The sequence below is a fragment of the Pseudomonas arabinosi genome (assembly GCF_047758675.1).
Taxonomy (GTDB): Bacteria; Pseudomonadota; Gammaproteobacteria; order Pseudomonadales; family Pseudomonadaceae; genus Aquipseudomonas; species Aquipseudomonas arabinosi.
In genome coordinates, this window is sequence record NZ_CP180480.1 from 1,502,035 (window position 1) to 1,522,739 (window position 20,705).

The window sequence follows — 20,705 nt, forward strand, 5'->3', positions numbered from 1 at the left end:
TTGGTGAGAAGTGAGTTGTCCATGATGTGGATTTTCTCCTACTAGACTCATAGCGCAGGTCTTACGTCGGTTGACCCCAAAAAAAGCCAACACGGGTCAACAACGCCTCATAAGGGTGCGACTGGACTCAAGCTCCGACACAACAAGAGCAAAACTGGAGGTTTGAATGAAGATGTTGAAATCCACCCTGGCTATCGTGACTGCAGCCGCAGTACTCGGTGTCAGTGGGTTCGCTCAGGCGGGTGCAACCCTGGATGCAGTGCAGAAGAAAGGTTTCGTACAGTGCGGCGTCAGTGACGGTCTGCCTGGTTTTTCGGTACCGGACTCGACTGGCAAGATCATCGGCATCGATGCTGACGTCTGCCGCGCTGTGGCCGCTGCCGTATTCGGCGATGCGACCAAGGTCAAATTCAGCCAGTTGAACGCCAAAGAGCGCTTCACCGCGCTGCAGTCCGGCGAAATCGACGTGCTGTCGCGTAACACCACCTGGACCAGCTCCCGCGATTCGGGCATGGGCCTGGTGTTTGCCGGTGTGACTTACTACGACGGCATCGGCTTCCTGGTGAACAACAAGCTGGGCGTGAAGAGCGCTAAAGAGCTCGACGGCGCCACCATCTGCATTCAAGCCGGTACCACCACCGAGCTGAACGTTTCCGACTACTTCCGCGGTAACGGTCTGAAATACACCCCGATCACCTTCGACACCTCCGATGAAAGCGCCAAGTCGCTGGAATCCGGTCGTTGCGACGTGCTGACCTCCGACAAATCCCAGCTCTACGCACAACGCAGCAAGCTGGCGACCCCGACCGACTACGTCGTTCTGCCGGAAACCATCTCCAAGGAGCCTCTGGGCCCGGTCGTGCGTAAAGGCGACGAAGAATGGTTCAGCATCGTCAAGTGGACCCTGTTCGCGATGCTCAACGCTGAAGAAATGGGTATCACCCAGAAAAACGTTGAAGCTGAAGCCAAAGCCACCAAGAACCCGGACGTTGCTCGTCTGCTGGGCGCTGACGGTGAATACGGCAAAGACCTGAAAGTGAAGAAAGACTGGGTCGTGCAGATCGTCAAGCAAGTGGGTAACTACGGTGAAGTGTTCGAGAGAAACCTCGGCAAAGGCACTCCACTGGCCATCGACCGCGGGCTGAACGGCCTGTGGAACAACGGCGGCATTCAATACGCACCACCAGTGCGCTGATGGTTCTATCACCCGGTGGGCCAACCACCGGGTGATGTTCTGTTCCATTATTTGCGGGGCACTTCATGCAAAATTCAATCGGCGCACCAAAGCAGAGGCTCAGCCTCAGCGATCCAAAAGTGCGTGCGTGGCTATTTCAGATCATCACCATTGTGGCGGTGGTCTCGATGGGCTGGTATCTGTTCGACAATACGCAGACCAACCTTCAACACCGGGGCATTACCTCCGGTTTCGACTTTCTGGAGCGCAGTGCCGGTTTTGGCATCGCTCAACACCTGATCGACTACACCGAATCGGACAGCTATGCCCGGGTGTTTGTCATCGGCCTGCTCAACACGCTGCTGGTGACTTTCATCGGCGTGATCCTGGCGACGATCCTCGGGTTCATCGTTGGTGTGTCACGGCTGTCGAAGAACTGGATCATTGCCAAGCTGGCGACGGTGTATGTAGAGGTTTTCCGTAACATCCCGCCGCTGCTGCAAATCCTGTTCTGGTACTTCGCGGTGTTCCTGACCATGCCGGGGCCACGCAACAGCCATAACTTCGGTGACACCTTCTTTGTCAGCAGCCGTGGCCTGAACATGCCGGCCGCGTTGGCTGCGGATGGTTTCTGGCCGTTTGTGGTCAGCGTCGTCGTGGCCATTGTCGCCATCGTGCTGATGAGCCGCTGGGCGACCAAACGCTTCGAAGCGACCGGCGTACCGTTCCACAAGTTCTGGGTGGGCCTGGCGCTGTTCCTGGTGATCCCTGCGCTGTGCGCATTGATCTTCGGCGCGCCAGTGCACTGGGAAATGCCGAAGCTGCAAGGCTTCAACTTCGTCGGTGGCTGGGTGCTGATCCCGGAACTGCTGGCGCTGACCCTGGCCCTGACCGTGTATACCGCGGCGTTTATCGCCGAGATCGTGCGTTCGGGCATCAAGTCGGTCAGCCACGGCCAAACCGAAGCGGCGCACTCGCTGGGTTTGCGCAACGGTCCGACCCTGCGCAAGGTGATCATCCCGCAAGCCCTGCGCGTGATCATTCCACCGCTGACCAGCCAATACCTGAACCTGGCGAAGAACTCCTCGCTGGCGGCCGGTATCGGTTATCCGGAAATGGTCTCGTTGTTTGCCGGTACGGTGCTGAACCAGACCGGGCAGGCGATCGAGGTGATTGCCATCACCATGAGCGTGTACCTGGCGATCAGTATCAGCATTTCCCTGCTGATGAACTGGTACAACAAGCGCATTGCGCTGATCGAGCGGTAAGGAAAAGCGCATGACGACTCATACTTTCAAGCCTGACATGCCTCCACCGAACAGAAGCATCGGTGTGGTGGCGTGGATGCGCGCGAACATGTTCTCCAGCTGGCTCAACACCCTGCTGACCCTGTTCGCGTTCTACCTGATCTACCTGGTGGTCCCGCCGATCCTGAGCTGGGCGATTCTCGATGCCAACTGGGTCGGTACCAGCCAGGCCGACTGCACCAAGGAGGGCGCCTGCTGGGTGTTCATCCAGCAGCGCTTCGGCCAGTTCATGTACGGCTACTACCCGGTGGACCTGCGCTGGCGCGTTGACCTGACCGTGTGGCTGGCGGTCATCGGCGTGGCACCGTTGTTTATCTCTCGCTTCCACCATAAAGCGGTGTATGGCCTGAGCTTCCTGGTGCTGTACCCGATTGTTGCCTGGTGCCTGCTGCACGGCGGCGTCTTCGGCCTGACCCAGGTGGCGACCAGCCAGTGGGGCGGCCTGATGCTGACTCTGGTGATCGCCACCGTCGGTATTGCCGGTGCATTGCCGCTGGGTATCGTCCTGGCGCTGGGCCGTCGTTCGAACATGCCGGCGATTCGGGTGGTCTGCGTGACCTTCATCGAGTTCTGGCGCGGCGTACCGTTGATCACGGTGCTGTTCATGTCCTCGGTGATGCTGCCGTTGTTCCTGCCTGAAGGCATGAACTTCGACAAATTGCTGCGGGCACTGATCGGCGTGATCCTCTTCCAGTCGGCCTACGTGGCCGAAGTGGTGCGTGGCGGTCTGCAAGCGATTCCCAAAGGTCAGTACGAAGCCGCTGCAGCGATGGGCCTCGGTTACTGGCGCAGCATGGGCCTGGTGATTCTGCCGCAAGCCCTGAAGCTGGTAATCCCTGGCATCGTCAACACCTTCATTGCGCTGTTCAAGGACACGAGCCTGGTGATCATCATCGGCCTGTTCGACTTGCTCAACAGCGTCAAACAAGCCGCCGCCGACCCGAAATGGTTGGGCATGGCCACCGAAGGCTATGTGTTCGCGGCCCTGGTGTTCTGGATTTTCTGTTTTGGTATGTCGCGCTATTCCATGCATCTGGAACGCAAGCTCGACACTGGCCACAAGCGTTAGGAGTTCTGTAATGAGCGAAGCAATCAAAAAGCCTGTGAGCCCTGAAGGCATTATTCAGATGCAGGGCGTGAACAAGTGGTACGGCCAGTTCCACGTGTTGAAAGACATCAACCTGAACGTTAAACAGGGCGAGCGTATCGTCCTGTGCGGCCCGTCGGGTTCCGGCAAATCCACCACCATCCGTTGCCTCAACCGTCTGGAAGAACACCAGCAGGGCCGCATCGTGGTTGATGGCGTGGAGCTGACCAACGACCTCAAGCAGATCGAATCGGTGCGCCGTGAAGTCGGCATGGTGTTCCAGCACTTCAACCTCTTCCCGCACCTGACCATCCTGCAGAATTGCACGCTGGCGCCGATGTGGGTGCGCAAGATGCCCAAGCGCAAGGCCGAGGAAATCGCCATGCATTACCTGGAACGCGTCCGCATTCCGGAGCAGGCGCATAAATTCCCGGGGCAACTGTCCGGCGGTCAGCAACAGCGTGTGGCGATTGCCCGTGCCCTGTGCATGAAACCGAAAATCATGTTGTTCGACGAGCCGACCTCGGCACTCGACCCGGAAATGGTGAAAGAGGTTCTGGATACCATGATCGGCCTGGCCGAAGACGGCATGACCATGCTCTGCGTGACCCACGAAATGGGCTTCGCCCGCACCGTGGCCAACCGCGTGATCTTCATGGACAAGGGTGAAATCGTCGAACAGGCTGCGCCGAACGACTTCTTCGATAACCCCCAGAATGAGCGTACCAAGCTGTTCCTGAGCCAGATTTTGCATTGATTGGCGCTTGGCAGTGAAATAAACCCGGACAGTGTTCCGGGTTTATTTTTGTCTGGGTTTTGTGAGTCAGGAAGCAAGCGCGGCTTGGCGCTCCTGATCGAGGCTCGCCATTAAACGGCGCAAATCTGCACCTTCGCAAAGTGCTTGCACGTCGCCCAGCAGCTGTGGGTGCCGATCCAGCAAGCGCATCAGCATAAAGAGCGGCTGAGGCGGTGCCAGCTCGGCGCGCTCGTAGCGGGAAAAAGCATTGTGGCCGCCGCCGGAAAGCAATTTCACCGCTTCTTTCTGCGAGAGTTTCAGCTTGCGACGGATACGCTTCATCTCGGCAGCCATGAGTTGACGGCAATCGATCAGCAGTTGATCACTAGCCTCTGAATATCGCTCGGCGCTGCCGTCATCGAATTCGATTTCACCGCAGACCCGACACTCGTAGCCTGAAATGTTACCGACCTGACGTGCCATCTTTTTGAAATCGATAGTGAAGCTACGCCCTTCGAAATACTGCAACCCATCATGAGTGCCGCAGCTGAAACATTGCTTTCCATTCATGCGTCTTTCTCCTTGAAGGAGATTACCGGAGGCCCACCACCGGGGCGGTAAGTCACTTTGATGTAAATCTCCAGACTGTGAGTCTTCATGTGATAAACGTCCTGCCAGATACGGTGATCGGCAAAGGTTGTCATCGATTTGTACAACATTCTGTTTTCCAGCGCGCAGACGATTTGCAGCATTTGGGAAAGGCTTAAATCCATTCGTCGGCCGCCTTCCCGTGCTGCACCGGTAAATGCCTTTGTCCCTAATCTGACAACCTCCGCCTTGACCACCGCCAAGTCGTAATGAGGTGTGTTCTTTTCCATAAGACACTTCAACTCTGAGATAAAAATTACCCTTAAAGGGTAATTTTAACAATCGAAAATCCCGCTCCTTTTCCCGCCCCTTAACCCTAGGCGGTTGTCCTCTCGGACGAAGCTGACTAACATGTCAGAAAATTCATCCTATGATTGGATGAAAGGGCGAATTCCATGTCAGACATTTCTCCATTAGTTAAACGATCCCTGGTCGACCAAGCGCTGGACCAGTTGCGCCTGCGCATCACCGAAGGCGTCTGGACGGTCGGCCAACGCTTGCCCACCGAACCTGAGCTGTCCGCCGAGCTGGGCATCAGCCGCAACACGGTGCGCGAAGCCATGCGCGTGTTGGCGTTTTCCGGGTTGATCGAGATCCGCCAGGGCGACGGCAGCTATCTGCGGGCGGTGGTCGATCCGCTCGACACCCTGAAGGCGTTGTCCCGCTGCTCCCACGAGCAAGCCCGGGAAACACGGCACATTCTGGAAGTCGAGGCCATCGGCCTGGCCGCGTTGCGTCGTACCGACGAGGACCTGGTGGCATTGCGCGAGGCGTTAGGTGTCAGTGGCAGTCACTACCACGGCGATCTCGACACTTATATCGCCTGCGATCTGGTGTTCCACCGCCGTCTGGTTGATGCCGCACACAACCCGACCCTCAGCGAGCTGTACCGCTATTTCTCCAGTGTCGTCGGTGCGCATTTGCGCGAAACCCTGAACATTTCACCTCGACGCCAAGAGGTGTTCGACCTCCATATCGAACTGCTTGATGCCGTCGAGCAACGCGACCCGGAACGGGCCAAAGCCCTGTCGAGGCAGTTGATCAATGAACCTTGAAACCGAGAACCCCATGTCCAGCCAGCAGGTCAACAACAGCAGCATCCCCCAGGCCAAGCGCACGGCGGAGCTCGAAGAGCTGCTGATCGACGCCGAGGCGGATGACGAACAGGTCCAGCAAAGTCACCCGATCCTGCGGCGGCCGTGGCTGCTGTTGCTGGGCCTGATTCTGGTGGCGCTGAACCTGCGCCCGGCGCTCTCGAGCATGGCGCCGATGCTCAGCGAGGTGTCGAAAACCCTCGGTTTGTCGGCAGCCCAGGCCGGTTTGCTGACGACGTTACCGGTGCTGTGCCTTGGCTTGTTTGCACCGCTGGCGCCCGTGCTGGCACGACGTTTTGGCGCCGAGCGAGTGGTGCTGGGCATTCTCTTGATGTTGGCCGGCGGGATCATACTGCGCAGTTCGTTCGGCGAGATCGGCCTGTTTGCCGGCAGCGTGCTGGCCGGCGCGAGCATCGGTGTGATCGGCGTATTGCTGCCCGGCATCGTTAAACGCGACTTCGCGAAACACGCGGGCACCATGACTGGCGTCTACACCATGGCCCTGTGCCTGGGGGCGGCGATGGCCGCGGGCGCGACCGTGCCGTTGAGCGAGCATTTCGACAAGAGCTGGGCCTTGGGCCTCGGCTTCTGGGTGGTTCCGGCATTGGTCGCGGCGATTTTCTGGTTGCCACAAGTCGGCCAGAAACACGGCGCGCACAACGTCGCGTATCGGGTTCGCGGTCTGTTGCGTGATCCACTGGCCTGGCAAGTGACGCTCTACATGGGCCTGCAATCTTCGCTGGCCTACATCGTGTTCGGCTGGTTGCCGTCGATCCTGATCGGCCGCGGCCTGACGCCGACCCAGGCGGGTCTTGTGCTGTCAGGCTCGGTCATTGTTCAGTTGGCGAGTTCACTGGCAGCGCCATGGCTGGCGACGCGTGGCAAGGACCAGCGTCTGGCGATCATCATCGTCATGCTGCTGACCCTTGGCGGCTTGTTCGGTTGCCTCTACGCACCGATCGAAGGCTTGTGGGGCTGGGCGATCCTGCTCGGTCTGGGGCAGGGCGGCGCGTTCAGTCTGGCGTTGACCCTGATCGTGCTGCGCTCGCGGGACGCCCATGTCGCGGCGAACCTGTCGAGCATGGCCCAAGGCTTCGGTTACACCCTGGCCTCCATGGGGCCGTTCGCGGTCGGCATCGTGCATGACTGGACCGGTGGCTGGAATGCCTTGGGCTGGATTTTCGGCATCATCGGTCTGGGGGCGATCGTCGCGGGTCTCGGTGCCGGACGTTCGCTGTACGTCCAGGTCGAAAGCGAAAAGGTCTGACACCCCGCACACTGTCGGTATTCGGCTCACGAATGCCGATAGTGTTTCGCGCCTTTGTTGACTATCGTGCAGGCAATCCTTTGAAACCACTTTGCACATCAGGGAGCCTGTCCATGAGTGATGCCCACAACGCATTGATCACCCAGTTCTACCAAGCCTTCCAGCGGCTGGATGCCGAGGCCATGAGCGCCTGTTATACCGACGACGTGGTGTTCAGTGATCCGGCGTTTGGCGAACTGCGCGGCCAAGAGGCCGGCGACATGTGGCGGATGCTTACCACTCGGGCCAAGAATTTTTCCCTGACGTTCGATAACGTGCGCAGCGATGAGCGCACGGGCGGCGCCCATTGGGTGGCGACGTACCTGTTCAGCCAGACCGGCAACACCGTGGTCAACGACATTCAGGCACGCTTCGTTTTTCGCGACGGCAAAATCTGCGAGCATCACGACAGTTTCGATCTGTGGGTCTGGTCCCGACAGGCGCTGGGTTTCAAAGGGCTGTTGTTGGGCTGGACGCCGGCTGTGAGAAACGCCGTGCGCGCGCAAGCCTTGAAGGGGCTGAAGGCATTCCAGGCCAGTCGCTGATAAGATCGCGGCTTGTTTCCTACAAGCCTTGATCTTCACGTGAACACCGCCAGCGAATCTTCCGTCATTGCCGCCGAACCGGCGCTGCCTGTCAGCAAACCCTGGTTCGTCTACCTCGTTCGCGCGGCCAATGGTTCGCTCTACTGCGGGATAAGCGACGATCCCGTGCGCCGCTTCGCCACCCACCAGAGCGGCAAGGGCGCGCGCTTTTTTCTCTCCAGCCCTGCCGTGGCGTTGGTTTACACCGAAGCCTGCCGCGATAAAGGCGAAGCGCTGCGTCAGGAACGGCTGATCAAAAAACTCAAGAAAAGCGCCAAGGAATGTCTGGTGGCGAGTGTCGCTGCGGGCTTATCAATCTGACTGATAAGTGCCCATCAGGCGGATCGGTGGGCTGCACATGGAATGCGCGCTAAGCTGCGGATTCCTTATCCGTGCGGCGGAGCCGAGCATGTCCGAGTTGATTTTGCATCATTACCCGACGTCCCCTTTTTCTGAAAAGGCCCGCTTGCTGCTGGGCTTCAAAGGGTTGTCCTGGCGCTCGGTGAAGATCTCGCCGGTGATGCCAAAACCCGATCTGACCGCGCTGACCGGCGGCTACCGCAAGACGCCGGTATTGCAGATCGGCGCGGATATCTATTGCGACACGTCGCTGATCGCCCGTCGTCTGGAGCAGGAAAAAGCGTTGCCGGCGTTCTTCCCGGAAGGTCAGGAAATGATTGCCTCCACGTTCGCCGCATGGGCGGATTCGGTGGTGTTTCAGCACGCGGTCAGCCTGGTGTTCCAACCGGAATCGATCGCCGTGCGCTTCGGCAATATGCCGCCGGAAGCGATCAAGGCGTTCATTGCCGATCGCGCGGAGTTGTTCAGCGGTGGCAGCGCCACACGGTTGTCGGCAGAGCAGGCCCGGCATCAATGGCCGACCATCATGACGCGTCTGGAGCAACAGCTTCAGCGCGAGCAGGGCGACTTCCTGTTCGGCGAGCCGTCGATTGCCGACTTCGCCCTGGCCCATCCGTTGTGGTTCCTTAAGGCGACGCCCGTCACTTCACCGTTGGTCGATGCTTATCCGGCGGTTTCGGCGTGGCTGGGTCGTGTACTGGGCTTCGGTCATGGCGCGTTCAGCGAGATGAGCTCCGAGGAGGCGCTGGAGGTTGCCCGCAATGCCACGCCGGCCGCATTGCCGGATGAGCAATTCGACGAGCCGAATGGTTTTGAGGCTGGCCAGCAGGTGGTCATTGCTGCCATCGACTACGGCGTTGACCCGGTGGCGGGTGAATTGCTGTTTGCAGGCAGTGAAGAATTGATTCTGCGTCGCGAAGACGAGCGGGGCGGTGTGGTGCATGTGCACTTTCCGCGGTTCGGGTTTCGCATCGAAAAACACTGACACAACCATCTGTGGCGAGGGGATAAATTCCCTCGCCACAGATGAATGTGAGCCTGATCAGTTATTTCAACGCGGCGAGAATGCTGTCCGGGTCATACCCGCGAATCAACGTCCCGTTCACATCGATGATCGGAATTCCGCCGCCACCCAGCGCCTCGTAGGCCTTGCGCGCCTCGGCATCCTTCTCGATATCGAATTCCTTGTACGGAATGCCCTTCTGATCGAGAAAGCGCCGGGTCAGTTTGCAGTAGCCACACCATTCGGTGGCGTAGAGCACGACGTTGGCCTTGGCCTGAGTCTGCTCGGACACCACCTGCGCCGGATGGAATACCCGCTCGATCTTGCCCCAGTTCTGGTAGACCACGACCACCAGCAGGATCAGCAGGCATTTCTTCAGTACGCCGCCGAGCATCAGTTACGTCGCTTGAGCTGGTCGGTGAGCTGGGTCGGCAGACCTTTGATGATCAGCGTGCCGGCTTCTTCGTCGTATTCGATCTTCGAACCCAGCAGGTGCGCTTCGAAGCTGATGGACAGGCCTTCGGCGCGACCGGTGAAGCGGCGGAACTGGTTGAGGGTACGTTTATCTGCCGGAATCTCCGGCGACAGGCCGTAGTCCTTATTGCGGATGTGATCGTAGAAGGCCTTCGGGCGCTCTTCGTCGATCAGCTCCGAGAGTTCTTCCAGGCCCATGGGTTCGCCCAGTTTTGCCTGGCTGCTGGCGTAATCCACCAGGGTCTTGGTCTTCTCGCGGGCGGATTCTTCCGGCAGGTCTTCGCTTTCGACGAAGTCACTGAAGGCCTTGAGCAGGGTGCGGGTCTCGCCGGGGCCGTCGACACCTTCCTGGCAGCCGATGAAGTCGCGGAAATACTCCGAAACCTTTTTGCCGTTCTTGCCTTTGATGAACGAAATGTACTGCTTGGACTGCTTGTTGTTCTGCCACTCGGAAACGTTGATCCGTGCCGCCAGGTGCAGTTGGCCCAGATCCAGGTGCCGGGACGGGGTCACGTCCAGCTGATCGGTCACTGCAACGCCTTCACTGTGGTGCAGCAGCGCGATCGCCAGGTAGTCGGTCATGCCTTGCTGATAATGCGCAAACAGCACGTGGCCGCCCACAGAGAGGTTCGACTCTTCCATCAGCTTTTGCAGATGTTCTACCGCCACCCGGCTGAACGCGGTGAAATCCTTGCCGCCATCGAGGTATTCCTTCAGCCAGCCGCTGAACGGATGCGCCCCGGACTCGGCATGGAAGAAACCCCAGGCCTTGCCTTGTTTGGCGTTGTAGCTCTCATTGAGGTCGGCAAGCATGTACTCGATGGCGCTCGACTCGGCCAGTTCGGAGTCGCGAGCGTGGAGAACTGCGGGCGTGCCGTCGGGTTTTTTGTCGATCAAGTGGACGATGCAATGACGGATCGGCATGGGCTTCTCGGCTGATTGAAGAGAGGAGGGCGTGCTCCCCCAAAAAGTGCCAAGTGTACCGCAACCACTGGTTTTGGCGCGGCACGAAGGGCAATTCGCAGGCGTCCGATGGCGCTTATGCTGTTTTTTACAGTTTTAGAGCAATAAAGCTGACCAAATGGGTAGCTAGAGGCGGATATTTCCCCGTCTCTGTGCTAGTTTTGCCCGGTCTTACGCGAAGTCACTGCGTTAAGCGTGCATTCAGCATTTGTCAGGTCGAACCAAACCCTGATTTCGGTATCTATAACCCCGACTCGTCGTGGTTATGGCCGAGGGTGCCAGATCCAGAAGATCGGGCTCGATGGCTGACACTGCACTCTGCAATCCATATGAATTTGATAGGGAAGGAACATTACATGGCTCTTACTAAAGACCAACTGATCGCCGACATCGCTGAAGCTATCGACGCGCCAAAAACCACCGCGCGTAACGCTCTGGACCAACTGGGCCAAATCGTTGCTGATCAGCTGGAAAACGGCGGCGAAATCACCCTGCCAGGTATCGGCAAGCTGAAAGTGACTGAGCGTCCTGCCCGTACCGGCCGCAACCCTTCGACTGGCGCTGCCATCGAAATCGCTGCCAAGAAAGTTATCAAGCTGGTTGTGGCCAAAGGCCTGACCGACGCTGTTAACAAGTAAGACGCAGTAAAAAAAAGCCGTGCTCCGGAGTGATCCGGGCACGGCTTTTTTGTGTCTGCGATTTGATTACTGGCCCACAAACACCACAAAACCAGTGTGGGAGCGGGCTTGCTCGCGAATGCGGTGTGTCAGTCGACTTAAATGGTGACTGATACACCGCATTCGCGAGCAAGCCCGCTCCCACAGTTGATTTGTGTCGGTCAGTTACTCAGCTTTTTTTAACCCAGCGTTCGCGCCAGACCTGCTGCTCGGATTTGGTCTGGAAGGTCCAGGCGACGAAGCGGCTTTGCTTCTGGCCCTGAGACATTTCCACAACCTGGCTTTCCAGTACGCCGGCCTTTTTCAGCGCCGTCTGAATCGCCGGCAGGTTGGAGGCTTTCGAGACCAGGGTGCTGAACCAAAGCACTTTGTGTTGGAAATGCGCGCTCTCGGCGATCAGTTGCGTCACAAACCGCGCTTCGCCACCTTCACACCACAATTCTGCCGATTGACCGCCAAAGTTCAGCACTGGCAGTTTGCGTTTTGGGTCGGCACGGCCCAGGGCGCGCCATTTCCGCTCGCTGCCCTTGGTGGCTTCGTCCATCGACGCGTGGAACGGCGGGTTGCACATGGTCAGGTCAAAGCGTTCACCGGGTTCGAGCAGACCCAGCAGAATGTGCTTGGGATTACTTTGCAGGCGCAACTGGATGGCCTTGTTCAGCCCGTTGGACTGGACGATGGCTTTGGCGGCGGCCACGGCCGTCGGGTCGATTTCCGAGCCGAGGAAGTGCCAGCGGTAGTCGCTGTAGCCGATCAACGGATAGACGCAGTTGGCGCCCATGCCGATATCCAGCACCTTGACCGGCGCGCCGCGAGGGATCTCGCCGTCGTTGACGCTGGCCAGCAGGTCGGCCAGGAAGTGCACGTAATCGGCACGGCCCGGAACCGGAGGGCAGAGGTAATCGGCCGGGATGTCCCAATGGGCGACGCCGTAGAACGACTTGAGCAACGCACGGTTGAACACCCGCACTGCGTCCGGGCTGGCGAAGTCGATACTTTCCTTGCCGTACGGGTTGATGATCACGAACTTCGCCAGTTCCGGCGTGGTTTTGATCAGCGCCGGGAAGTCGTAACGACCCTGATGGCGGTTGCGCGGGTGCAGGCTGGCCTTCTCACGAGGCTCCACGGCTTTGGCCGGGGTGGCGGTGTCAGGCTTCTTGCGCGCGGGGCGGGGTGTGCGGGGGGCGTTCATGGGCGTGGTCGATTCGGGTATGGCTAAAAGTGGCGGGTATTGTCCCACATCCACGGAGGATTCTCGGCGCAAAAAAAACGGGAGACCATTTGGCCTCCCGTTTTCATTGCGATTTGCCGTTACAGGCTGGCAATCCGCGCATGCTGCTCGGCCAACTTGCCCAAAGCCTGTTCAGCTTCAGCCAGTTTGGCGCGTTCCTTCTCGATGACTTCGGCCGGGGCCTTGTCGACGAAGCCGGCGTTAGACAGCTTGCCACCCACTCGCTGAACTTCGCCCTGCAGACGCAGGATTTCCTTGTCCAGACGCGCCAGCTCAGCATCTTTGTCGATCAGGCCAGCCATCGGCACCAGCACTTCCATCTCGCCAACCAGTGCGGTGGCGGACAGCGGTGCTTCTTCGCCGGCAGCCAATACAGTGATCGATTCGAGGCGAGCCAGCTTCTTTAGCAGGGCTTCGTTCTCGGTGAGGCGACGCTGATCTTCGGCGCTGACGTTTTTCAGGAACAGGTTCAGCGGCTTGCCCGGTCCGATGTTCATTTCGCCACGGATGTTGCGCGTGCCGAGCATCAGGCCCTTGAGCCATTCGATGTCGTTCTCGGCGCCCTGATCAATGCGCTCTTCATTGGCCACTGGCCACGGTTGCAGCATGATCGTCTTGCCTTCGATACCGGCCAGCGGCGCGATGCGCTGCCAGATTTCTTCGGTGATGAACGGCATGAACGGATGCGCCAGACGCAGCGCGACTTCCAATACCCGAACCAGCGTGCGGCGGGTGCCGCGCTGACGTTCGACCGGCGCGTTTTCGTCCCACAGCACAGGCTTGGACAGTTCCAGGTACCAGTCGCAATACTGGTTCCAGATGAACTCGTACAAGGCCTGTGCAGCCAGGTCGAAACGGAACTGATCGAGTTGACGGGTCACTTCAGCTTCGGTGCGTTGCAGCTGCGAAATGATCCAGCGATCCGCCAGCGACAGCTCGTAAGCCTCGCCGTTCTGGCCGCAGTCTTCGCCCTTGTCCAGCACGTAGCGCGCGGCGTTCCAGATCTTGTTGCAGAAGTTGCGATAGCCCTCGACGCGGCCCATGTCGAACTTGATGTCGCGACCGGTGGACGCCAGCGAGCAGAAGGTGAAGCGCAGGGCATCGGTGCCGTAGCTGGCGATGCCGTCGGCGAACTCGTCGCGGGTCTGCTTCTCGATCTTCTTCGCCAGTTTCGGCTGCATCATGCCCGAGGTGCGTTTCTGCACCAGGTCTTCCAGCTCAATGCCGTCGATGATGTCCAGCGGGTCCAGGACGTTGCCCTTGGACTTGGACATCTTCTGGCCCTGGCCATCACGCACCAGGCCGTGCACATAAACAGTCTTGAACGGAACCTGCGGCGTGCCGTCTTCGTTTTTCACCAAGTGCATGGTGAGCATGATCATCCGGGCAACCCAGAAGAAAATGATGTCGAAACCGGTGACCAACACGTCGGTGGAGTGGAATTTCTTCAGGAATTCGGTCTGCTCAGGCCATCCGAGCGTGGAGAAGGTCCACAGGCCCGAACTGAACCAGGTGTCGAGAACGTCGTTGTCCTGTTGCAGCGCAACGTCCGGGCCGAGGTTGTGCTTGGCACGCACTTCGGCTTCGTCGCGACCGACGTAGACCTTGCCCGACTCGTCGTACCAGGCCGGAATCCGGTGGCCCCACCACAGCTGACGGCTGATGCACCAGTCCTGGATATCGCGCATCCACGAGAAGTACATGTTTTCGTACTGTTTCGGCACGAACGCGATGCGACCGTCTTCAACAGCGGCGATGGCTGGCTCAGCCAATGGCTTGGTCGACACGTACCACTGGTCGGTCAGCCACGGCTCGATGATGGTCCCGGAACGGTCGCCTTTCGGCACTTTCAGGGCATGATCATCAACGCTGACCAGCAGGCCGGCGGCGTCGAATGCAGCAACGATCTGCTTGCGCGCTTCGAAACGGTCGAGGCCGGCGTATTCGGCCGGGATCTTGCCGTCGATGCTTTCGTTGAGCGTGCCGTCGAGGTTGAAAACCTGGCAGGCTGGCAATACGGCGGCGTTCTTGTCGAAGATGTTCAGCAGCGGCAGGTTGTGGCGCTTGCCGACTTCGTAGTCGTTGAAATCGTGGGCCGGGGTGATTTTCACGCAGCCGGTGCCGAATTCAGGGTCGCAGTAATCGTCGGCGATGATCGGGATGCGGCGGCCAACCAGCGGCAGCTCGACAAACTTGCCGATCAGGGCTTTGTAGCGCTCATCGTTCGGGTTTACCGCGACGGCGGAGTCGCCGAGCATGGTTTCCGGGCGAGTGGTCGCGACGATCAGGTAATCATTGCCTTCAGCGGTCTTGGCGCCGTCGGCCAGCGGGTATTTCAGGTTCCACAGGAAACCTTTCTCGTCGTGGTTTTCCACTTCGAGGTCGGAAATCGCCGTGTGCAACTTGGTGTCCCAGTTGACCAGACGCTTGCCGCGATAGATCAGGCCGTCTTCATGCAAGCGCACGAAAGCTTCTTTCACCGATTCCGACAGGCCGTCGTCCATGGTGAAGCGCTCGCGGCTCCAGTCCACGGACGAGCCGAGGCGGCGGATCTGACGGCTGATGTTGCCACCGGACTCATCTTTCCATTCCCAGATTTTTTCGAGGAATTTCTCGCGGCCCAGGTCGTGGCGGCTCTGGCCTTTTGCTTCGAGTTGACGCTCCACCAGCATTTGCGTGGCGATACCGGCGTGGTCGGTACCCGGCTGCCACAGGGTGTTACGACCCTGCATGCGGCGGAAACGGATCAGGGCGTCCATGATCGCGTTGTTGAAGCCGTGACCCATGTGCAGGCTGCCGGTGACGTTCGGCGGCGGGATCATGATGGTGTAGGACTCGCCCGCGCCTTGCGGGGCGAAGTAATTCTCTGACTCCCAGGTGTTGTACCAGGAAGTTTCAATGGCGTGCGGCTGGTAGGTCTTATCCATGCGCGGCGGGACCCTATTGGCATTTATTCAGGAAAAGCCGGCAAGTATAGCGGGGCATGGGGCGCAGGGCGAGTGAGTGCAGACAGGGCGCGTTATCAAAGGCGCCGCAGATCCAATGTGGGAGCGGGCTTGCTCGCGAAGGCGTTGTGTCAGTCAGCATAATTATTGAATGTCAGACCGCATTCGCGAGCAAGCCCGCTCCCACAGGGGTTTGTGTTCGGTTCAGTCGTTGTACTGGCTGAGGAGCCGTTCCATCCGCGCGCTGAGGCGGCGTTTGATTTCGGTTTCGATGTGCGGGGCGAAGTCGTCGATCACGTCTTGCATGATCAATTGCGCGGCGGCGCGCAGTTCGCCATCCAGGTGCAGCAGGTCGTCGGGGCTCTTGCTGGCGGCGGGCGCCGGTTGGGCGGCAGGGGCAGCAGGGGCGGGTGGCGCCGGTTCGAGAATTGGCGGGCTGGCGCCGACCGTATCGAACAGCATCGGAATCTGTTCCTGGTCACCTTCCTCGACCGTATCGGTGAGCAAGGGCGGTTGCAGGTTGTCATCGCCGAGCAATTGACGGATCGACTCAAGGTCATCCAGCAGGTGCGCGGACTTTTGCTGCGGTTTTGGAGTGTCCATCGGAATGCTCAGAGTCGCTGTAAACGGTGATCTTGCAGAGGATAGCCCTGTTCGCGGTAGAAACGGAAACTCTCCCGCGCAGCCGTACGAATCGTCGGATCTTCCACCACCACTTCCGCCACGCGGGCGAACTTGTTGGCGAATGCCGGGACTTTCAGGGCGAGATTGACCAACAGGTCCTGATGCGGACCGCAGTCATCGCCAAGGCCCAACACAATCAAATTGTCCGGCTCATTTTCAGCGGGGCCGTGAGGCACAAAGCTTTCGCCCTTGAAGGCCCACAGGCGCGCATCGAGATCGTCGCGTTGGGCGGCATCGCTGCAATGCAGGTAGATGCGGTGGCCCATGCGCCAGGCTTTTTCGGTGAGCTTGCAGGCAAAGTCCAGCCGCGCCGAAGGATCGGCGCTGGGCAGGATATAGAAGTCGACTTTGGTCATTGCGGTTCCTGAGCCAAGGGCGGCGTCACCCGGAAGTGACGCCGCCCTGGGTCATCGGTTTCAGGCTTTGGCGCGGTCCAGCAGGTATTGGGTCAGCAATGGAACGGGACGGCCAGTGGCGCCCTTGTCCTTGCCGCCGCTGGTCCAGGCCGTGCCGGCGATGTCCAGGTGCGCCCAGTTGAGGTTCTTGGTGAAGCGCGACAGGAAGCAGGCAGCGGTGATGGTGCCGGCTTTCGGGCCGCCAATGTTGGCGATGTCGGCGAACGGGCTGTCCAGTTGCTCCTGGTACTCATCGAACAGCGGCAGTTGCCAGGCGCGATCGTCAGCCGATTGGCCGGCGCTCAGCAGTTGGCCGATCAGCTCGTCGTTGTTGCCCAGCAGGCCCGACGTGTGGGAACCCAGCGCAACGATGCAAGCGCCGGTCAGGGTGGCGATGTCGATCACTGCTTGCGGCTTGAAGCGCTCGGAGTAGGTCAGGGCGTCGCACAGCACCAGACGGCCTTCGGCGTCGGTGTTGAGGATTTCCACGGTCTGGCCACTCATGGTGGTGACGATGTCGCCAGGACGCGAAGCATTACCGCTCGGCATGTTCTCGGCGCAGGCCAGGATGCACACCAGGTTGATCGGCAGTTTCAGCTCGAGCACGGCACGCAGGGTACCGAAGACACTGGCAGCGCCGCCCATGTCGTACTTCATTTCGTCCATGCCGGCGCCCGGTTTCAGGCTGATGCCGCCGGTGTCAAAGGTGATGCCTTTGCCGACCAGCGCGTACGGCTTCTCGGATTTCTTGCCGCCGTTGTATTGCATGACGATCAGGCGCGGTGGCTGGGCGCTGCCCTGGCCGACGGCGTAGAACGAGCCCATGCCCAGGTCCTTGATCTTCTTCTCATCGAGGACTTCGACTTTCAGGCTTTTGAATTCTTTGCCGAGGTTCTTGGCTTGTTCGCCGAGGAACGTCGGGTGGCAGATGTTCGGCGGCAGGTTACCCAGGTCGCGGGTAAACGCCATGCCGTTGGCGATGGCAGTGGCATGGGCCACGGCGCGCTCGACTTCAGCCTGGGCAGCCTTGATGGTCACCAGGGTGACTTTCTTCAGGGCGCGAGGCTCGGCTTTCTGGCTTTTGAACTGGTCGAACGTGTATTCGCCGTCCACCAGGGTTTCGGCCAGCAGGCGGGTCTTGCCGTAGCTGTCGCGGCCTTTGACCACGACTTCGTCCAGGGCCAGCACCGCATCGCTGCCGCCCAGTCCTTTAAGAGTGTTGAGGATGCCGGCGATGATTTTGCGGAACGGGCGGTCGCCCAGCTCTTCGTCCTTGCCAACGCCCACCAGCAGCACGCGCTCGGCCTTGAGGTTCGGCAGGCTGTGCAGCAACAGGCTCTGACCGACTTTGCCAGCCAGGTCGCCGCGCTTGAGCACAGCGCTGATGGTGCCACCGCTCAGTTCGTCGAGTTGTTTGGCAACGGCGCCGAGCTTGCGGCCTTCGCCGACGGCGACCACCAGAGTGGCGGTTTTCAACGTTTCTGGGCTAACGCTTTTTACAACCAGTTCCATGTCCGGGTCCCTGAATTAATGGTCAACACGCAAGAGCTCGACGGCATGCGTTCGAGCTTGCTTATAAATAGAAAGACGCAGGTCACGGCCCGCGACAAAGGCCGCAGTTTGAACCTCGCGCCCCGAGCCTGACAACCCTCGCTCGTACGATCTTCAACGCTTTACCCGCCTGCTTGAGCATGCGCAGTGACAGGCGCACCCAATCACAGGATAATGCGCCAACTTTTTCGGCGGCTCTGCCCTGCGGGCCGTCTGATACGTTTGCTTGTTTGGCCGCCTTAGCCTGACAACCCTGGAGTGTCTGGTTTGATCGTCTTCCGTTACCTATCCCGCGAAGTCCTGTTGACCTTGAGCGCCGTCAGCGCTGTGCTGCTGGTCATCATCATGAGCGGTCGCTTCATCAAGTACCTCGCCCAGGCGGCCTCTGGCCTCCTGGATCCGGGCTCGCTGTTCCTGATCATGGGCTTTCGTCTGCCGGGTTTCCTGCAACTGATTCTGCCGCTGGGGCTGTTTCTCGGAATTCTGCTGTCTTACGGTCGCCTGTACCTTGAAAGCGAAATGACCGTTTTGTCTGCCACCGGCATGAGCCAGCAGCGCCTGTTTGTCATGACCCTTTTTCCGGCCACCCTGGTTGCACTGGTGGTGGCGTGGCTGAGCCTGAGCCTGGCGCCACAAGGTGCCAATCAGTTCCAGTTGCTGTTGAACAAGCAGGATGCCCTGACCGAGTTCGACACCCTCGAACCGGGCCGCTTCCAGGCGCTGCGTGACGGTACGCGGGTGACCTACACCGAAACGCTGTCGGATGACCGCATCAACCTTGGTGGCGTCTTCATTTCGCAGAAAAACGTCTCGTCCGACAAGAAGGATCGCGGGATTTCCGTGCTGGTGGCCGAGAAGGGCCGTCAGGAAATTCGACCCGACGGTAACCGTTACCTGATTCTCGACAACGGCTATCGCTATGACGGCAATCCGGGTCAGGCCGACTACCGGGCGATCAAGTACGAGGAGTACGGCGTATTGCTGCCCAAGCCGGACGTCAGCGACGAAGTGACCGACCGTGACGCGATGACCACCCGTTCCCTGATCGGCAGTGATGACATTCGCTCCCGCACCGAACTGCAATGGCGTTTGTCCTTGCCATTGCTGGTCTTCATCGTGGCCTTGATGGCGGTGCCGCTGTCGCGGGTCAATCCGCGTCAGGGCCGTTTCCTCAAGCTGCTGCCGGCGATTCTTCTATATATGGCTTACCTGTCCATCCTGATTGCCGCCCGTGGCGCCCTTGAAAAGGGCAAGATCCCGCCGGCTCTGGGGTTGTGGTGGGTGCATGCAATCTTCCTGGTCATCGGCCTGGGCTTGCTCTATTGGGAACCCTTGCAGTTGAAGCGGGCGAGTCGCCGCAGCGCGCTGGAGGTGGCTCGTGGATAAGCTCGATCGCTACATTGGTAGCAGCGTGTTCGTGGCAATTCTGGCTGTACTGGGGATTATTCTCGGTCTGGCGACGCTGTTTGCGTTCATTGATGAAATGAGTGAGGTCAGCGATACCTACACCCTGGTCGACGTGTTGAGTTATGTCCTGTTGACCGCGCCACGTCGTCTCTACGACATGTTGCCGATGGCAGCGCTGATCGGTTGCCTGATAGGCCTCGGCAGCCTGGCCAGTCACAGCGAGCTGACCATCATGCGCGCTGCAGGCGTGTCGATCGGGCGGATCGTCTGGGCGGTCATGAAGCCAATGCTGGTCCTGATGGTGGTGGGTGTGCTGATCGGCGAATACGTCGCGCCGGCCACCGAAGTCACCGCTCAGGCCAATCGCTCCCTGGCTCAGGGTGGCGGAGATGCGCAGAGCGCCAAGCATGGTTTGTGGCATCGCCAGGGTGATGAGTTCATTCACGTCAACTCGGTGCAACCCAACGGTCTGCTGTACGGCGTCACCCGTTATCGTTTCGACAATGAGCGTCATATGCTGTCTTCCAGCTTCGCCAAGCGGGCGAAGTTCGATCAGGATCACTGGCAATTGAGCGACGTCACCACCACGCTGTTCCATGAAAAGAGCACCGAAGTGGTCACCACCCCGGACGAGCGCTGGAATGTCGCCTTGAGTCCGCAGCTGTTGAGTACGGTGGTCATGTCGCCTGACACGCTGTCGATCAGCGGTCTGTGGGGTTACATCCACTACCTGGCTGACCAGGGCCTGAACAATGGTCGTTACTGGCTGGCATTTTGGGTCAAGGTGTTGCAACCGCTGGTCACCGCCGCTCTGGTACTGATGGCGATTTCCTTCATCTTCGGTCCATTGCGCTCGGTGACCCTCGGTCAGCGAGTATTCACCGGCGTGCTGGTGGGCTTCACCTTCCGTATCGTTCAGGATTTGCTCGGTCCTTCGAGCCTGGTGTTCGGTTTCTCGCCACTGTTTGCGGTGCTGGTTCCGGCGGGTGTTTGTGCCTTGGCCGGGGTCTGGTTGTTGCGCCGGGCCGGTTGATCAAGGGTTTCTCCTGACCTTGCAGGTCACTCAAAACGCCCCTGTC

The 20,705-nt window shown here is 59.4% G+C and carries 21 protein-coding genes; 12 read left to right on the forward strand and 9 right to left on the reverse strand.

The window, feature by feature from the left end:
* Positions 1-166 precede the first annotated feature (166 nt).
* The 4 genes from ACMXYJ_RS06920 to ACMXYJ_RS06935 all read left to right on the forward strand — a co-directional run bounded on the left by ACMXYJ_RS06920 (position 167) and on the right by ACMXYJ_RS06935 (position 4,325).
* Positions 167-1,195, forward strand: a complete 1,029-nt coding sequence (locus tag ACMXYJ_RS06920) for an amino acid ABC transporter substrate-binding protein (RefSeq protein WP_095130532.1) — start codon at positions 167-169, stop codon at positions 1,193-1,195.
* A gap of 65 nt (positions 1,196-1,260) precedes the next feature.
* Positions 1,261-2,442, forward strand: coding sequence for an amino acid ABC transporter permease (locus tag ACMXYJ_RS06925; protein WP_415759226.1), 1,182 nt, complete (start codon positions 1,261-1,263; stop codon positions 2,440-2,442).
* Between the two features lie 10 nt (positions 2,443-2,452).
* Positions 2,453-3,550: an amino acid ABC transporter permease gene (locus ACMXYJ_RS06930; protein WP_415759227.1), complete on the forward strand. Its 1,098-nt coding sequence runs from the start codon at positions 2,453-2,455 to the stop codon at positions 3,548-3,550.
* Positions 3,551-3,560: 10 nt separating this feature from the next.
* Positions 3,561-4,325 carry an amino acid ABC transporter ATP-binding protein gene (locus ACMXYJ_RS06935; protein WP_008147575.1) on the forward strand — a complete coding sequence of 255 codons (765 nt, stop codon included), beginning with the start codon at positions 3,561-3,563 and terminating at the stop codon, positions 4,323-4,325.
* A gap of 66 nt (positions 4,326-4,391) precedes the next feature.
* Here the strand turns inward: ACMXYJ_RS06935 and ACMXYJ_RS06940 are convergent, their stop codons facing one another.
* Together ACMXYJ_RS06940 and ACMXYJ_RS06945 are read right to left on the reverse strand one after the other, a co-directional pair.
* Positions 4,392-4,874 carry a type II toxin-antitoxin system MqsA family antitoxin gene (locus ACMXYJ_RS06940; protein ID WP_415759228.1) on the reverse strand — a complete coding sequence of 161 codons (483 nt, stop codon included), beginning with the start codon at positions 4,872-4,874 and terminating at the stop codon, positions 4,392-4,394.
* Positions 4,871-5,182 (reverse strand): type II toxin-antitoxin system MqsR family toxin, encoded by a 312-nt coding sequence (locus tag ACMXYJ_RS06945; RefSeq protein ID WP_415759229.1) that lies wholly within the window; start codon positions 5,180-5,182, stop codon positions 4,871-4,873. The genes ACMXYJ_RS06940 and ACMXYJ_RS06945 overlap by 4 nt, the downstream gene beginning before the upstream one ends.
* A 165-nt stretch (positions 5,183-5,347) precedes the next feature.
* Here ACMXYJ_RS06945 and ACMXYJ_RS06950 point away from each other — a divergent pair, with 165 nt between their 5' ends.
* The 5 genes from ACMXYJ_RS06950 to ACMXYJ_RS06970 all read left to right on the forward strand — a co-directional run bounded on the left by ACMXYJ_RS06950 (position 5,348) and on the right by ACMXYJ_RS06970 (position 9,281).
* The gene (locus ACMXYJ_RS06950) at positions 5,348-6,007 is read left to right on the forward strand and encodes a FadR/GntR family transcriptional regulator (RefSeq protein ID WP_415759230.1); all 660 of its coding nucleotides are present in this window, start codon (positions 5,348-5,350) and stop codon (positions 6,005-6,007) included.
* The gene (locus ACMXYJ_RS06955; protein WP_415759231.1) at positions 5,997-7,313 is read left to right on the forward strand and encodes a CynX/NimT family MFS transporter; all 1,317 of its coding nucleotides are present in this window, start codon (positions 5,997-5,999) and stop codon (positions 7,311-7,313) included. The genes ACMXYJ_RS06950 and ACMXYJ_RS06955 overlap by 11 nt, the downstream gene beginning before the upstream one ends.
* Before the next feature lie 113 nt (positions 7,314-7,426).
* Entirely contained in the window at positions 7,427-7,897 is a 471-nt protein-coding gene (locus ACMXYJ_RS06960) for a nuclear transport factor 2 family protein (protein WP_415759232.1), read from the forward strand.
* A gap of 39 nt (positions 7,898-7,936) precedes the next feature.
* Positions 7,937-8,257, forward strand: a complete 321-nt coding sequence (locus ACMXYJ_RS06965; protein WP_415759233.1) for a GIY-YIG nuclease family protein — start codon at positions 7,937-7,939, stop codon at positions 8,255-8,257.
* A gap of 88 nt (positions 8,258-8,345) precedes the next feature.
* Positions 8,346-9,281, forward strand: a complete 936-nt coding sequence (locus ACMXYJ_RS06970; RefSeq protein ID WP_415759234.1) for a glutathione S-transferase family protein — start codon at positions 8,346-8,348, stop codon at positions 9,279-9,281.
* A 61-nt stretch (positions 9,282-9,342) separates the two neighbouring features.
* Here the strand turns inward: ACMXYJ_RS06970 and ACMXYJ_RS06975 are convergent, their stop codons facing one another.
* Complete coding sequence (locus tag ACMXYJ_RS06975) at positions 9,343-9,693, reverse strand: glutaredoxin family protein (RefSeq protein WP_415759235.1); 351 nt, start codon at positions 9,691-9,693, stop codon at positions 9,343-9,345.
* A complete protein-coding gene (yejK, locus tag ACMXYJ_RS06980; RefSeq protein ID WP_008147593.1) occupies positions 9,693-10,697 on the reverse strand; it encodes a nucleoid-associated protein YejK in 1,005 nt (334 codons plus the stop codon). The genes ACMXYJ_RS06975 and yejK overlap by 1 nt, the downstream gene beginning before the upstream one ends.
* Before the next feature lie 395 nt (positions 10,698-11,092).
* Between yejK and ACMXYJ_RS06985 the strand changes: the two genes are divergently transcribed.
* Positions 11,093-11,374 carry an HU family DNA-binding protein gene (locus tag ACMXYJ_RS06985; protein WP_007905514.1) on the forward strand — a complete coding sequence of 94 codons (282 nt, stop codon included), beginning with the start codon at positions 11,093-11,095 and terminating at the stop codon, positions 11,372-11,374.
* A 208-nt stretch (positions 11,375-11,582) separates the two neighbouring features.
* Here the strand turns inward: ACMXYJ_RS06985 and rlmF are convergent, their stop codons facing one another.
* From rlmF to ACMXYJ_RS07010, 5 genes are all read right to left on the reverse strand, one after another.
* Complete coding sequence (gene rlmF / locus ACMXYJ_RS06990; RefSeq protein ID WP_415759236.1) at positions 11,583-12,605, reverse strand: 23S rRNA (adenine(1618)-N(6))-methyltransferase RlmF; 1,023 nt, start codon at positions 12,603-12,605, stop codon at positions 11,583-11,585.
* Positions 12,606-12,724: 119 nt separating this feature from the next.
* Positions 12,725-15,571 carry a valine--tRNA ligase gene (locus ACMXYJ_RS06995; RefSeq protein WP_415759237.1) on the reverse strand — a complete coding sequence of 949 codons (2,847 nt, stop codon included), beginning with the start codon at positions 15,569-15,571 and terminating at the stop codon, positions 12,725-12,727.
* Between the two features lie 222 nt (positions 15,572-15,793).
* A complete protein-coding gene (locus tag ACMXYJ_RS07000; RefSeq protein WP_415759238.1) occupies positions 15,794-16,192 on the reverse strand; it encodes a DNA polymerase III subunit chi in 399 nt (132 codons plus the stop codon).
* A gap of 8 nt (positions 16,193-16,200) precedes the next feature.
* Positions 16,201-16,629, reverse strand: a complete 429-nt coding sequence (locus ACMXYJ_RS07005) for a DNA polymerase III subunit chi (RefSeq protein WP_415759239.1) — start codon at positions 16,627-16,629, stop codon at positions 16,201-16,203.
* 60 nt (positions 16,630-16,689) lie between these two features.
* A complete protein-coding gene (locus tag ACMXYJ_RS07010) occupies positions 16,690-18,180 on the reverse strand; it encodes a leucyl aminopeptidase (RefSeq protein WP_415759241.1) in 1,491 nt (496 codons plus the stop codon).
* Between the two features lie 306 nt (positions 18,181-18,486).
* On the opposite strand from ACMXYJ_RS07010, the gene lptF reads away from it, so the two are divergent.
* Positions 18,487-19,605, forward strand: coding sequence for an LPS export ABC transporter permease LptF (gene lptF, locus ACMXYJ_RS07015; RefSeq protein ID WP_415759242.1), 1,119 nt, complete (start codon positions 18,487-18,489; stop codon positions 19,603-19,605).
* Positions 19,598-20,659 carry an LPS export ABC transporter permease LptG gene (gene lptG, locus ACMXYJ_RS07020; protein WP_415759243.1) on the forward strand — a complete coding sequence of 354 codons (1,062 nt, stop codon included), beginning with the start codon at positions 19,598-19,600 and terminating at the stop codon, positions 20,657-20,659. Before lptF ends, lptG begins: the two co-directional genes overlap by 8 nt.
* The last annotated feature ends 46 nt before the right edge of the window (positions 20,660-20,705 follow it).

Bases quoted from the DNA above. Each gene is read 5' to 3' on its own strand.
- ACMXYJ_RS06920 (WP_095130532.1), top strand. From the start codon at position 167: ATGAAGATGTTGAAATCCACCCTGGCTATCGTGACTGCAGCCGCAGTA.
- ACMXYJ_RS06925 (WP_415759226.1), top strand. From the start codon at position 1,261: ATGCAAAATTCAATCGGCGCACCAAAGCAGAGGCTCAGCCTCAGCGAT.
- ACMXYJ_RS06930 (WP_415759227.1), top strand. From the start codon at position 2,453: ATGACGACTCATACTTTCAAGCCTGACATGCCTCCACCGAACAGAAGC.
- ACMXYJ_RS06935 (WP_008147575.1), top strand. From the start codon at position 3,561: ATGAGCGAAGCAATCAAAAAGCCTGTGAGCCCTGAAGGCATTATTCAG.
- ACMXYJ_RS06940 (WP_415759228.1), bottom strand. From the start codon at position 4,874: ATGAATGGAAAGCAATGTTTCAGCTGCGGCACTCATGATGGGTTGCAG.
- ACMXYJ_RS06945 (WP_415759229.1), bottom strand. From the start codon at position 5,182: ATGGAAAAGAACACACCTCATTACGACTTGGCGGTGGTCAAGGCGGAG.
- ACMXYJ_RS06950 (WP_415759230.1), top strand. From the start codon at position 5,348: ATGTCAGACATTTCTCCATTAGTTAAACGATCCCTGGTCGACCAAGCG.
- ACMXYJ_RS06955 (WP_415759231.1), top strand. From the start codon at position 5,997: ATGAACCTTGAAACCGAGAACCCCATGTCCAGCCAGCAGGTCAACAAC.
- ACMXYJ_RS06960 (WP_415759232.1), top strand. From the start codon at position 7,427: ATGAGTGATGCCCACAACGCATTGATCACCCAGTTCTACCAAGCCTTC.
- ACMXYJ_RS06970 (WP_415759234.1), top strand. From the start codon at position 8,346: ATGTCCGAGTTGATTTTGCATCATTACCCGACGTCCCCTTTTTCTGAA.
- ACMXYJ_RS06975 (WP_415759235.1), bottom strand. From the start codon at position 9,693: ATGCTCGGCGGCGTACTGAAGAAATGCCTGCTGATCCTGCTGGTGGTC.
- yejK (WP_008147593.1), bottom strand. From the start codon at position 10,697: ATGCCGATCCGTCATTGCATCGTCCACTTGATCGACAAAAAACCCGAC.
- ACMXYJ_RS06985 (WP_007905514.1), top strand. From the start codon at position 11,093: ATGGCTCTTACTAAAGACCAACTGATCGCCGACATCGCTGAAGCTATC.
- rlmF (WP_415759236.1), bottom strand. From the start codon at position 12,605: ATGAACGCCCCCCGCACACCCCGCCCCGCGCGCAAGAAGCCTGACACC.
- ACMXYJ_RS06995 (WP_415759237.1), bottom strand. From the start codon at position 15,571: ATGGATAAGACCTACCAGCCGCACGCCATTGAAACTTCCTGGTACAAC.
- ACMXYJ_RS07000 (WP_415759238.1), bottom strand. From the start codon at position 16,192: ATGGACACTCCAAAACCGCAGCAAAAGTCCGCGCACCTGCTGGATGAC.
- ACMXYJ_RS07005 (WP_415759239.1), bottom strand. From the start codon at position 16,629: ATGACCAAAGTCGACTTCTATATCCTGCCCAGCGCCGATCCTTCGGCG.
- ACMXYJ_RS07010 (WP_415759241.1), bottom strand. From the start codon at position 18,180: ATGGAACTGGTTGTAAAAAGCGTTAGCCCAGAAACGTTGAAAACCGCC.